The organism is Romboutsia ilealis (assembly GCF_900015215.1).
Lineage (GTDB): Bacteria > Bacillota > Clostridia > Peptostreptococcales > Peptostreptococcaceae > Romboutsia > Romboutsia ilealis.
Genome location: NZ_LN555523.1, coordinates 400,162 through 414,045, shown reverse-complemented (window position 1 = coordinate 414,045; position 13,884 = coordinate 400,162). Strand labels below are relative to the sequence as shown.

Here is a 13,884-nt window from a genome sequence, read left to right as displayed (position 1 = left end):
TCCTTAGTGCTATTTTAAATCATATTTATATTAATTTTTATCATATATATACATAAAAAATTCGCTTCGCTTGAGCGACGTGTCGGCGAAACACTTCATGTCGCCAACGACTTCGTCCGTTGCTTGAGCTACTGCATGGGCGAAGTATTTCAAAATCTTTTTTACGCTCAAAACCAATTTATTGATATTACTTACATTCAGAAGTTATCCACATTTTTTAAAATATTATAATATCCTTAAGCGTAAAAATAAGCATTAATATTTTCATATTAATGCTTACCTTAAATTTATTTTTCCTCATAGAATCTTACATTCTTTATAACTATATCTACACTTCCATCTAGATTTTGCCTTACACTGTATTTCATTGGATCTTCAAAATCTGTTAAGTCTGCCTTTATATCAAATCCATTATCTGTTTTAATACCTCTTTTTTTAAGCTTTTTCTCAACCCATTTTTTATCTATACTAAAACTTTCATCTAAACCTTTATCTTCCATATGTTCTTTAAAGCTTTCTTTAAGTTCATCATCTTTTATAGAGTTCTCTACAAATTCATTTAAATCAATTTCATGTTTTTCTTTTAATGTATAATTTAATAAACTTCTTACTTCCTCTGCTTGCTTTATGTCCTCACTTAAAGCATTCGTTATCCAATTTTCAGCTGTATTTTTAAATACTTTAGTCTTATATTTATCATCATCAACCCTTTGTGCATTTAAAAATTCTGTTATAAACTTAGATTCTATTTCTGCCTTTTCAGCATCTTTATCTAAAAGCCTTAACTGAAATTCATCATTCATTCCGCTTACACCAATTAATGCACATTGCTTTTGTCTTCCAGTCTCTGGTATACCTATTTCATTAGCAACCATTTGTATATTAAATTTTTCATCAATGAATTCTATAGAGTGAGTATATAATTTTTTATAATCTAACTTTAATATAGCTACATATTTTTCGTCCTTTACTGTATATAAACAAATAGCTAAATCGCAAGATTCCAACTCTGAATTTATTTTCATAATATCAAATAAATATGCTGCTATTTCTTTTGAATTTTCTAAGAAAGTATTTTCGTCATATATAATTTGTTCACAACAATTTCTAACTATATTGTCATTATAATTTTTAAAAACACCTTTTCTTAAGTCATCATCTTTTACAACCCTTTTTATAATTTTTTGAAAAAACTTATCTACTTCTGGATTAATTTTTCCCTCAAAATCATTTAATATTGGTACATCGCTATTCTTATCTAAAACATGTACAATAAATTTATGTATTATCATAATTCCCACCTCAAATTAATTATTTTTTCTTAGCTTTTCAATTAAATCTTTTATATCACTTGGTAACTCTGCTTTAAACTCTAAATTTTCCTTAGTTCTAGGTTGATTAAATGATAAACTATACGCATGTAAAGCTTGTCTATTTATAAGACTTTCATCTACATATCCATATAGCTCATCTCCAATTATACCATGACCAATATATGACATATGTACTCTTATCTGATGAGTTCTGCCTGTTTCTAATTTTACTTCTAATACAGTTGCATCATTTAGCCTCTCTAAAACTTTATAATGTGTTATTGATGCTTGTCCCCTTTCATCAACTACTCTCTTTACACTATCTTCTGTTGGTCTATATATCGGTTCATTTATAGTTCCTTCATCATTTTCTACTATACCTTTAACTACTGTTATATATTTTTTTTCAACATCATTATTTCCCATATCAACAGATAATGTATGATGTGCATAAGCATTTTTAGCAACTATAACAAGACCTGAAGTATTCATATCTAATCTATTTACAAATCTTACTTTTACATTTTCATTCTTTTCATTAATATAATATGTAATTCCATTTGCTATTGTATTATCAAAATGGCTTTTTGTTGGATGTACTACCATAAAAGGTGGTTTATTAACCATTATTATATCGAAATCATCATATAATATATTTAAATTTAAATTTTGTGGCTCAAAGTTTGCCATTTCCTCTTCTATCTTTACTTCTATCAAATCACCTTTTTTAAGCTTTGTACTTGGCTTTTTAAAAACTCCATTTACAAATACACTCTGTTCTCGTTTCATCTTCGATATTGATCTTACAGAAAAACTTAATTTATCTAATAAAACTTCCTTTAGAGTTAATTCTTCTTCATTTGTATACGATATAAGGTTGTATTTTTGATCTTCTTTTTTAAACAAATTTACACCTGCCTTCATTAATAATAACATTATCTATTTTATACTATTTTTTGAAAATAGATAAGGATTTTTTGTATATAAAAATTATATTTATATAATAGTACCTATTTTAAATATAAAGTAACTAATTGCCTTTCTAAATTATGCTATAATACAAAGTATAAAGGGGTGCAGAGATGAGAAGAATTATAACTATAAACTCAAATCAAGTAAATAAATCTATTGAGACTAAAAAAATACTAACAGAAAAATTAATCAACGCTGGATTTGAAGTAACATATGAGTTTTATGAAGATGCCGAACTTATAATATCAATTGGGGGGGATGGTTCATTTTTAAAAACCGTTCATGATTTTGACTTTACCCAAACTCCCATAATAGGAATAAATACTGGTCATCTTGGTTTTTTCCCAGAAATATCACCTAACCATATAGATAATTTTATTAAATCTTATAAAAATAATAATTTTTTAGTGCAAGATATATCTTTACTTAAAGCTAATATATGTACTAATAATTGTAACTCTAATATGTATGCCGTGAATGAGGTTGTAGTAAAAGGAGATAAATCTAGAACTATACATCTTAGTTTAAACGTTAATGGCAAGCATATACAAAATTTTAGTGGTGATGGAATGATTATATCTACCCCAACTGGCTCTACAGCTTATAACTATGCAGCTGGTGGAAGTATAGTAGATCCTAGTTTAAATCTAATGCAACTTACACCACTTTATCCTATAAATACCAATGCATATAGATGCTTTACATCTAGCATAATTTTTTCTAGTGAGTCTATAATAAAAATAATACCTGAATATAGATTTGAAGACTCTATACTAATAGTATTAGATGGAATTGAATATAGATTTAATCAGATGTCTAATATAGATATATCTATCTCTGATTTAAAAATAAAACTACTTAGAATGTCAGATTATGAATTTTGGAGTAGAGTTTCAGAAAAATTTTTATAATATCTTGGAGGAAATACATATGAAAATTGGAGTAATGAGTGATACTCATGGAAGCTTAACTTATTTTGAAAAAGCATTAGATGCATTATCTGATTGCGATGTTTTAATCCATGGTGGAGATGTACTTTATCATGGCCCTAGAAATGATATACCCGAAGGATATAATCCAAAAGGTTTAATTTCTAAAATAAATTCATTAGATAATATAATCATAGCTAGAGGTAACTGCGATGCTGATGTAGATCAAATGGTAATAAATCATCCTATTCAAAGTCCTTATGTTATGAGTCAATTTGGTGAAACTAGAATAGTTACTACTCATGGTTATACAGATTCTAAAGAAGATACTATTAATAAGGCTAAGAGTATGGGAGCTGATATACTTATCCTTGGGCATACGCATGTTAAAGAATTGTATCTTGATGAAAATTTAGTAGTTCTAAACCCTGGAAGTACTTCTATCCCTAAAGATGGTACTCATTCTGTAGCTATAATAGATATTATTCAAAGTGAAGACGAAATCGATATGAATTTCAATTTAATAGATATTAATACTAAAGATATAATAAACCTTGACTAATATATGAAAATTTTAAGGAGTGGTATACTTACCACTCCTTATTTTATTGTTAATCATCTGAAGTTTTTATATCATGGACACTCTTACTATCTTTACTACTTTTACTATCACTGCTACTCTTACTATCTTTACTACTTTTGCTATTATTTACTGGTTTATATTTAACTATTTTCTTTTTATCTTTAGCCGGCTTATTAACATGAGAATGTTTACTATCATTGGAACTTTTACTATTGTGCGAATGATTTGTTTGTTTCATAATATTTATACTCCTTTAATATATTATTAATCGTCGTCTTCTTCATCTTCTTCGTCACAGTCTCCATTCATTTTATCTATTTTACATTTATGTTTCTTACCACAGCAACCGCAAGTAACATAAATATTTATAGGAGTATGAACAGTTATTGGTCCAATGTTATTAGTTGCATTTGATTGGTTATCGTTATTAGCATTTGATGTAGCTGTTGCATCTGCATCTGTATCTACATCAGTGTCTACATCTGTATCTGCTTCTGCGTTTGCTTCGGCTTCTGCTTCTGCACATGCGTCGGCTTCTGCTTCAGCATCAGCGTCTGCTTCAGCATCTGCGTCTGCATCAGCGTCTGCTTCTGCTTCTGCTTCGGCTTCGGCGTCTGCATCTGCGTCGGCTTCTGCTTCTGCACATGCGTCTGCTTCTGCTTCGGCATCGGCTTCAGCATCAGCGTCGGCTTCTGCTTCTGCTTCTGCGTCGGCTTCAGCACATGCGTCGGCATCTGCGTCTACTTCGGCATCTGCTTCGGCTTCTGCTTCTGCGTCTGCATCAGCTTCGGCATCTGCTTCTGCTTCTGCTTCGGCATCAGCATCTGCTTCTGCTTCTGCTTCTGCATCAGCATCTGCTTCTGCTTCGGCTTCGGCTTCGGCTTCGGCTTCTGCGTCTGCATCAGCTTCGGCTTCGGCTTCGGCATCTGCTTCTGCTTCTGCTTCTGCACATGCGTCGGCATCTGCGTCTACTTCGGCATCTGCGTCGGCATCAGCTTCGGCTTCGGCTTCTGCTTCTGCATCTGCTTCGGCGTCTACTTCTGCATCTGCTTCGGCTTCAGCGTCTGCTTCAGCGTCTGCTTCTGCTTCTGCTTCGGCATCTGCATCTGCTTCGGCTTCTGCTTCTGCACATGCGTCGGCATCAGCGTCTACTTCGGCATCTGCGTCGGCTTCAGCTTCTGCTTCGGCATTTGCGTCAGCTTCTGCTTCGGCTTCGGCATCTGCATCTGCTTCGGCACATGCGTCTGCTTCGGCTTCTGCGTCTACTTCTGCATCTGCTTCTGCTTCTGCTTCAGCGTCTGCTTCTGCTTCTGCTTCTGCTTCGGCATCTGCATCTGCTTCTGCTTCTGCATATGCGTCGGCATCAGCGTCTACTTCGGCATCTGCGTCGGCTTCAGCTTCTGCTTCGGCATTTGCGTCAGCTTCTGCTTCGGCTTCGGCATCTGCATCTGCTTCGGCACATGCGTCTGCTTCTGCTTCTGCATCTGCTTCTGCATCTGCTTCGGCTTCAGCTTCTGCGTCTGCATCAGCATCAGCATCTGCTTCGGCACATGCATCTGCGTTTGCTTCTGCTTTTGCTTTCGCTTCTAATTCAGCTTCTAGCATTGCTTTTAATTTTGATTGTGAATCCATATTAGCCTCTAAATCTATATCTTCTTTATTTTTATGTTTTGGTTCTTTGTAATATTTATCATCTTTCATTTTTTTTCTTTTTTCTCTTTTTTCTTTAAGATGTCTTCTCTTTTCATTATCTAGTTTATTTGATGATGGGGATACTCTTCTTGTTTCAACTTTTGGTTTTGGCATATATGTTATTCGCCTCCAGGGGGATTTAATTAAGTAGATAATTTATCTACTTAATAATATATATTATTTATTTAGACAAATTGTTACAATTTATCTGAATATAATATTAAATTTAAATAAAAAAACAGCCCTATGTAGGACTGCTTTTTATTTAAATTTGATATATTTTTTACCTTTGCGCATATTTTTGTGCTATTTTAACTATTAAATTTGAACACTTTTCTAATGCAATTATTGGAATACACTCATTTTTACTATGAAAATTAAGCCCTCCTGTAAATATATTTGGACACGGTAACCCCATAAATGATAGTCTCGCTCCATCTGTACCACCTCTAATTGGCACTATTATCGGAGTTATATCACATTCTTTCATAGCTTCCTCTGCTATATCAACAATAAACTTAACAGGTTCTACTTTTTCCTTCATATTATAGTATTGATCATTTAGTTCTAAAGTAATTCTTCCATCATATTTTTCATTTATTTTAGATATAGCATCTTTCATATATTGCTTTCTATGTTCAAATTTTTCCTTACTATGATCTCTTATTATATAAATCATAGTTGCATTTTCAACATTTCCATTTATATCATTCAGATGATAGAATCCTTCATATCCCGCTGTAGTTTCTGGTCTCTCACTCTGAGGAAACATTTGTGATATTTCTGCGGCTATATGTAAAGCATTTATCATCTTATTTTTTGCCGCACCTGGATGTACATTTCTTCCTTGTATAGTTATTGTAGCTCCTGCTGCGTTGAAGTTTTCATATTGAAGCTCTCCCATTATTCCACCATCAATGGTATATGCATACTTTGCACCAAATTTTTCAACATTAAATAAGTCTGCACCTCTACCTATTTCCTCATCTGGCGTAAATCCAATTTTTATATCCCCATGTTTTATTTCTGGATTATTTACTAAATACTCTATTGCAGTAACTATTTCAGATATACCAGCCTTATCATCTGCACCTAGTAATGTTGTACCATCTGTAACAATTAAATCTTCACCTATAAATTTCTTCAAATCGGGATAATCTTTAGGTGATGTTGTTATATTTAATTCTTCGTTTAAAACTATATCCTCACCATCATAATTTTTTATTATCTTAGGTTTAACATTTTTACCAGTAATATCTGGTGCAGTATCTAAATGTGATATAAATCCTATAGTCTCTACGCCTTCTGTATTGCCTTTTAATGTTGCCATAACATAACTATTTTCATCAATATGTGCATCTTCTAATCCTAGAGATTTAAGTTCCTCTACTAAATAATTAGCAAATACTCTTTGCCCTTCGCTTGATGGACAATTTGAGTTATTCGGATTTGCAGTTGTATCAAAAGTAACATATTTTAAAAATCTTTCAACTACCTTTTCTCTCATATTCAACCCTTCCTTTATATCTATTGTTAAATTTGTATATACGTCTTATTATAACCATTATATTATAATACTATATTAAAGTATATTTGGTTTTAATATCTCATGTATATTATTTACTGTTTTAATAATCAAGTCTATTTATATTATTTATTATCAAGTAATAATTCTTAAAAATAACAAATTTGCTTCGTCTGATCGACGTGTAAGCAAAACACTTTAAGCCACGTGTGGACGATATTTTTTATGCAGCCGATAAATTCGTCCCATACTTGATCCACTGTGGGGCAAGCATTTTAAAATCTTTTTTACACTCAAAAATAGTTTATTGATATTACTTACATTCAGAATTTATCCACATTTTTTTAAGTATTATAATATCCTTAAGCGTAAAAAAATAAAACACTATACAGTGTTTTATTTTATGTGAAAATTCTTACCTTTTTTATTCTATTTTTATCTAGACTTTCTATACAGAATTTTATATTATCTACCTCAATTACTTCATTTTCTTCAGGTAAACGTCTTAGATGTCCTATTATATATCCACCTATAGAATCAAATTCTTCTGATTCTAATCTTACACCTATAAGCTCATTTACATCTGTAATTTTTATACTTCCTTCTACAATATATTCATCTTCTTTTATTACTTGTATTTCTTCTTCTTCCTCATCATATTCATCTTCTATATCCCCAACTATTACTTCAACTAAGTCTTCTATAGTTATAAGCCCTGATGTTCCTCCATACTCATCTACAACTATAGCCATTTGACTTTTTTCTATTTTCATCTCTTCAAGTAATTGTGTTATTTTCTTAAATTCATATGTGAAGAATGGTTCTCTTATATAGTCTTTTATATTGAAGCTTTTTATATCTTCATCACTTAAAAATATTATATCTTTTACATTTAAAATACCTATTATATCATCTATTGATTCGTTATATACAGGCATCCTACTAAACTTTTCATTTTTAAACATCTCTATTATTTCTTCATATTTATCTTCGCTATTTATAGCTATCATATCTAATCGTTGTACCATAGCTTCTTTAGCTTGCATATCACCAAATTGGAATACATTGTTGATTATTTCTCTTTCTTCTATTTCAAGAACACCTTCTTCATGACTTACATTTACCATAGTTTTTAATTCTTCTTCAGTTATATATGGTTGACTACTCTTATCTTTTATACCTAATATTTTAAATATTACTCCTGTAACTAGATTAAATACCCATACTACAGGTCTTAATATAAATATAATTACCTTTATTGGTCTTGATACAAAGATAGCAACTTTTTCAGAATTATTAGCAGCAATAGTTTTAGGCGTTATTTCTCCAAATAATAATACTAAAACTGTCATGACTGCAGTAGCTACAGCTACACCTTGATTTCCAAGCAATGCCATAAATAAAGATGTTGATATAGATGTAGCTGCTATATTTACAACGTTATTTCCAATTAATATAGTACTTAATAATTTATTCGAGTCTTCTATTAAGCTTGCAACTAGCTTAGCTCCCTTAACACCCTCTTCTTGCATATGCCTTATTCTTATTTTACTTAATGACATTAGTGATGTTTCTGATGCAGAGAAAAAACCTGATCCTATAAGCAGTATCACTAACACTATAGTTTGAATCAAAATACCGGTCGAATCCAACCTTTACCACACTCCTAATTTTTTATTTTAATTGTAATAGATTATATCATACTTAACTGTATTTGGTAAATAATATAAACTCCTATAATTTCTTATATTATATTTTTACTTTTATATAAATATATATTCTAATTTATAAATTAATATAATCATAGTTTATTTTATCTTGGATAAAATATGCAATATTTTCATATAATATTATCATATGTAAATAAGGAGGTATCTTTATGAAAGATTTACTTGAAAAAGGTGCTGTACTACAGCGAGATAAAGAAACCTATGCTATAGCACCCCATATACCTGCTGGGATAATTACATCAGACCAACTTAGAAAACTTGCTGATGTTGCAGATAAATATAATGTTTCTGCAATAAAAATTACAGCCGCACAACGTATAGCTCTAGTAGGACTAAAAGAAGATGATATAGATAGCGCTTGGAAAGACTTAGGCATGAAGCCTGGTGCTGCAATTGGTTTATGTGTAAGAAGTATAAAAACTTGTCCTGGAACAACTTTTTGTAAAAGAGGATTTAAAGATTCTGTATCGATGGGCTTAAAGCTTGATGATAGATACCACGGTATGGACCTTCCCAATAAATTAAAAATAGGTGTTAGCGGATGCCCAAATAGTTGTTCTGATAATCATACACGTGATATTGGTTTAATGGGAACACCTAAAGGATGGACGGTATTTGTCGGAGGAAAAGGCGGAACAATTCCTAGACTTGGTGATAGGCTTATAATGAATGTTCCTGATGATAAGGTTTTAGAATTAGTAGACGAAATAGTTAATGTATATTCAAGTAATGCAAATAGTAAACAACGCCTAGGTTCATATATTGATTCTATAGGTTTTGATAAATTTAAATCTATGATAAATTTAGACAAATATATACAATAAATCTTTTTTTATCTTGAAATATGTCACATTTTTCATTAATATACATATCTTATATTAAGAGAAGCTTATTAAAGGTTTCTCTTAATAACCAAAACTTCAAATAAAACTCCTGTAAATATTTTAGTGATCGGATATAAATAAAAATTCTCCCAATATTTTAAACCACCTATCTTCCCCCCCCGTAGGTGGTTTTTTTTATTATAATGTATATAAAATAATAATTTGTTAATACTTATTATTGAGAGCGGAAATTATATATCTCTCCCCCTAATAAGTATATATGGCGTCTACAAACTCCCCTTGTAGACGCCACTTTTTTTAATTATATTCTAATTTAATTTTAGACCCTTCTTTCTCTGTAGGAGATGTTACAATTAATTTAGCTGGAATGTATTCTTTTAGATCTTTAATATGACTTATTATTCCAATACTTAAATTCTTACTATATATTTCTTCTAATGACTTTATCGTTTGTTTTAATGTTTTATCATCTAATGTTCCAAATCCTTCATCTAAAAATAAGACCTCTAATATTGAATTTCCTTTTAGCTGTATTTGCGATGAAAACCCTATCGCTAAAGCTAGTGAAGTTAAAAATAGTTCTCCACCAGACAATGTGTCAATTGTTCTTATAGCTCTATTATTAAAATTATCTCGTACTATAAAATTTAATTTCTTATCAAATTCTAAATTGTATCTACCATTTGTTATAAATGCTAATCTATTTGATGCATTTTCACAAATATCCATTAGCCTACTAATGGACATATATTCAACAAATTGCTTATCTTTTACAACATCTTGTAATTCTTCTAAAAGTTTTATATCTTTATTTATTTTATCTAAGTCTTTATTTATTTCATCAACTATATCTAGAGATTTTTCCAAATTAACTAGTATATTATTTTTTTTAGATATTTTTTCTTTAATCTTTATTAGTTCTTCATTTATTATATTTATATTATTTTTTAAACTTTTAAAGTTTTCTTTATCTATCCTTCTTCCACATAATTTTTCCTTTAATTCTTTACACTTTAATTGAGCCGTATTCATTTCATCATCATAATGCATTATCTCATCTTGAATTGTTCTTATATAATCTAAATCTAATACCGATCTTTTTACTTCATATATACTTTCAAATTTATTATCTTTTAATAATTGATTTAACTGATTCTGTTGCGTTTCATATTCTTCTTTTTCTATATATAATACCCCTTCTAAATTAGATTTTAATGATGAGATTCTTTCATATTCTATTTTTTGTTCTTCTAATATTTTTTTATTTTTCTCTTCTTGATAGGTTATTCTATTTATTTCTTCATCTATATTAGAAATTAATACTAACGTATCTTCTCCTCTTGTTATAGATATAACTTCTTTATATTTTTCATCTCTTGATTTTTTCTTTTCAGCGTGTGATTCAACAGTCTTTACTAATTCTACATTTATTTCGTATAGACTATTATTGTGCTTTTGTATAATATTTTCTATATTTGCTTTGTTATCTTTAATTTTTATATATTCTTCACTTAATTCTTCTAATATTCTTTCATTATTTTTTATTTCTTGAATCTTAGAGCATAAGTCTGAAACTTTTAATATAGATTTTAATCCTATATAATTATCTTTTACATTTTTTAAATCTTCATCTAAGTTATCTAATTCAGATTTAATTTCATTTGCATATTGTTTATAAAAGATTATATTTTGAGTTATCTTAATTTCATCTTTTTCTATACTATTTTTTGTATCTTTTAACTTCATTAATTTTTCTTCTGTATCTTCCTTATCTTTTTGCCATGCTTGTATGCTATTTTTTAGAACCTCTACTTTACGATTTTCCTCGTCTATTTTTTTAAATATATCATTTGATTTTATCTCTTCTCTAGTTGACTTTATTTTTTTAATTTCTTTTAAATTAATCTGCTCCAGACATACTTGTTCTATGTATTTAGATTTTGTATCTTCTAGCTTATTTTTTATATAGTTCTTTTCTTGATATAATTGTTCTAACTTTTTTTGATTAAAAGCTATTTTATTATTATCTATAGTAGTTATATATTCATGATTTCTTGATCCACATACTGGACAAGGCATATTTTCTTTTAAATCTATCTTTAATTCTTCTGCTAAATTCAAGTATTTAAGCTTACTTATATCAGCTTCTACATAATTTATCTCTTTTTCTAATTGCTCTAATTTATCGTTTAGAGTATTTACCTCTCGGTCAAATTTATGTTTTTGCTCTATTGTTTTGTTTAAATTAGTTTGAAGATTATCTATTTTTATTTCTTTTTCTTTTTCTAAGTTTAACTTTAATTTTAATTCCATTAAATTATCATTTTTTATAAATACATCATTCATCTTCCCTGGGCACTTTTTTAATAAACTATCATAATGTATAGTTATATCTTTTAACTTATCTCCTATGGCATATTTATCTTTCTGAAGATATTTTAAACTTAAATTATATTCATCTAATTTATTGATAATAAATTTATACTTATCAGCTTTACTATTTCGATCTTCAAGTATAATCTCATATTCTTTTTCATAATTATAAGCTTTAAATATTTGTCTCTTTAATTTTGCACTAATTTTTAATTTATCAATTTTTCCTTCTAATTCTTTTAAAGAATTTGTAATTATATCTTTATTAGATTCCGCTTCTAGTTTTATTTTTTCTAGATCATGTTTTTTATAATTTAATTCATCTCTAACTTCTTTTAACTGTCTTAATTCCTTATCTACTATATCTATTTCTTTTTCTAATTCTCTAGCTCTTTGTATCTTTATTTTTTCTGTACTTAATTCTGGTATATTCTCACTTTTTATCTTGTATGATTTTTCATATTTCTGTTTACTTATAACTAACTCTTGATTTAATATATCTAGTTTTTTATCTAAACTATTCATTTTATCAGCATTTTCATTGATCTTCTTCTTTAAACTTTGAACTATATTTATATATGGATTTATTTGTTGTGCACTAGTAAAGTTTTCTAACTGTTTTCTTTTTATATTTATATCATTAGATTTTAGCTCTAATTCTTTCTTTATAACTTCATATTTATTTAAATTATTTTGATTTTCGTATATTTCTTCACTTTCTTTATATTTTTTTTGTGCTATCTCAAATTCCATATTCTTTCTTTTTAGATAATACTTTAACGACTCTATTTCTCTTAGTTCATTTACATATGCCTCATGAGTTACACCTTCATATTTCCTTAATTCTGTCTCTAAATCCTGTTTTAGCTTAAATTTTATCTCTTCTCTTTTTATAATTTTATAATTTAAAATCTCACCATATTTTCCTAAATCAAATACTCTTTCTAATGTGTCTCTTTTACTACTGTCTGTAGATTTTATAAATTCATTAAATCTTCCTTGTGGCAAGAGTATTGCCTTGGTAAAATCATTAAATGTCAATCCAATTATATTAATAATTTTTTTATTTACATTATCAACATCTTCCGAAAGTACCTCTTCTATATTATTATTTTTTAATTCTGATAATTTAGCTTTAAATGTTTTTGTACCCATTTCACTTCTTACTATAGTTCTACTTACTCTATATCTTTTTTTCTTATACTTATTTTTTATTTCAAATTCGTATGATATTATAGCCTTATCACAGTTAATATTTATGTAGTCTTGAGTATTTCTAGGTATTTCTCCATATAAAGCAAGACTTATTGCATCAAGTATTGTAGATTTTCCGCTTCCTGTATCTCCAAATATCCCAAATATTCCATGATTCATTAGTATTTCAAAATCTATAGTAGTTTTTTCTATATAACTATTCAGTCCGCTAAACTCTAATTTAATAGGTTTCATCTTTACTTTCACCTTCTTCGCTTATAATCTCCAAGAATAGATTTGTAAGTTCATCTTTAGGAGGTCTCCCTCTATTCTTTAAATAAAAATCTATAAATAATTCTTTTATTGATTTATCTTTTAAATCTATTTCTCTAGTTTTGCAATTTTTTATAGTTTTATTTACTTCACTAATATTCTCTTTTAATACTGTAAAGTCTTCATCACATATTGATTCTTGCTTATATTGTGAATGCGCTTTTATATTTTGATTTTTCATATTCTCTGATGTTCGAATAAATTTCATATTTATCCTCCATATTTAAGTTAATTTTGTATAATATAATTGTGATTATTTCACAAAATAACTTACTCTAAACATATATAATTTTTTTACTTAAACTACAATATAAAAAGTCGCAAATTATTGCGACTTTTTATTATTTACATATGGTGTTATATCGTTACTGTTTGTTTTTATATTTATTGATAAG

The 13,884-nt window shown here is 28.6% G+C and carries 11 protein-coding genes; 3 read left to right on the top strand and 8 right to left on the bottom strand.

The genetic code is table 11. From position 1 onward, the window contains the following. Nucleotides 1-287 precede the first annotated feature (287 nt). Together CRIB_RS01835 and CRIB_RS01830 are read right to left on the bottom strand one after the other, a co-directional pair. A complete protein-coding gene (locus tag CRIB_RS01835) occupies nucleotides 288-1,292 on the bottom strand; it encodes a nucleoid-associated protein (RefSeq protein ID WP_180702861.1) in 1,005 nt (334 codons plus the stop codon). A gap of 15 nt (nucleotides 1,293-1,307) precedes the next feature. Continuing rightward, on the bottom strand, nucleotides 1,308-2,219 hold the full coding sequence (locus tag CRIB_RS01830; RefSeq protein ID WP_180702860.1) for an RluA family pseudouridine synthase: 912 nt from the start codon (nucleotides 2,217-2,219) through the stop codon (nucleotides 1,308-1,310). Between the two features lie 176 nt (nucleotides 2,220-2,395). On the opposite strand from CRIB_RS01830, the gene CRIB_RS01825 reads away from it, so the two are divergent. Together CRIB_RS01825 and yfcE are read left to right on the top strand one after the other, a co-directional pair. After that, the gene (locus tag CRIB_RS01825) at nucleotides 2,396-3,196 is read left to right on the top strand and encodes an NAD(+)/NADH kinase (RefSeq protein ID WP_180702859.1); all 801 of its coding nucleotides are present in this window, start codon (nucleotides 2,396-2,398) and stop codon (nucleotides 3,194-3,196) included. A gap of 19 nt (nucleotides 3,197-3,215) precedes the next feature. Further along, complete coding sequence (yfcE, locus tag CRIB_RS01820) at nucleotides 3,216-3,776, top strand: phosphodiesterase (RefSeq protein WP_180702858.1); 561 nt, start codon at nucleotides 3,216-3,218, stop codon at nucleotides 3,774-3,776. 49 nt (nucleotides 3,777-3,825) lie between these two features. Here the strand turns inward: yfcE and CRIB_RS01815 are convergent, their stop codons facing one another. The 4 genes from CRIB_RS01815 to CRIB_RS01800 form a co-directional block, all read right to left on the bottom strand. Further along, nucleotides 3,826-4,035, bottom strand: a complete 210-nt coding sequence (locus CRIB_RS01815) for a hypothetical protein (protein WP_180702857.1) — start codon at nucleotides 4,033-4,035, stop codon at nucleotides 3,826-3,828. 26 nt (nucleotides 4,036-4,061) lie between these two features. Next, complete coding sequence (locus tag CRIB_RS01810) at nucleotides 4,062-5,603, bottom strand: hypothetical protein (protein ID WP_180702856.1); 1,542 nt, start codon at nucleotides 5,601-5,603, stop codon at nucleotides 4,062-4,064. A 169-nt stretch (nucleotides 5,604-5,772) separates the two neighbouring features. Beyond that, nucleotides 5,773-6,996: a peptidase T gene (gene pepT, locus CRIB_RS01805; protein WP_180702855.1), complete on the bottom strand. Its 1,224-nt coding sequence runs from the start codon at nucleotides 6,994-6,996 to the stop codon at nucleotides 5,773-5,775. 419 nt (nucleotides 6,997-7,415) lie between these two features. Next, nucleotides 7,416-8,666 (bottom strand): HlyC/CorC family transporter, encoded by a 1,251-nt coding sequence (locus CRIB_RS01800; protein WP_180702854.1) that lies wholly within the window; start codon nucleotides 8,664-8,666, stop codon nucleotides 7,416-7,418. Nucleotides 8,667-8,893: 227 nt separating this feature from the next. On the opposite strand from CRIB_RS01800, the gene CRIB_RS01795 reads away from it, so the two are divergent. After that, on the top strand, nucleotides 8,894-9,568 hold the full coding sequence (locus tag CRIB_RS01795; RefSeq protein ID WP_180702853.1) for a nitrite/sulfite reductase domain-containing protein: 675 nt from the start codon (nucleotides 8,894-8,896) through the stop codon (nucleotides 9,566-9,568). 318 nt (nucleotides 9,569-9,886) lie between these two features. On the opposite strand, the gene CRIB_RS01790 is transcribed toward CRIB_RS01795, so the two are convergent. Further along, nucleotides 9,887-13,411, bottom strand: a complete 3,525-nt coding sequence (locus CRIB_RS01790) for an SbcC/MukB-like Walker B domain-containing protein (RefSeq protein WP_180702852.1) — start codon at nucleotides 13,409-13,411, stop codon at nucleotides 9,887-9,889. Next, nucleotides 13,398-13,697, bottom strand: coding sequence for a hypothetical protein (locus CRIB_RS01785; protein ID WP_180702851.1), 300 nt, complete (start codon nucleotides 13,695-13,697; stop codon nucleotides 13,398-13,400). The genes CRIB_RS01790 and CRIB_RS01785 overlap by 14 nt, the downstream gene beginning before the upstream one ends. Between the last annotated feature and the right edge of the window lie 187 nt (nucleotides 13,698-13,884).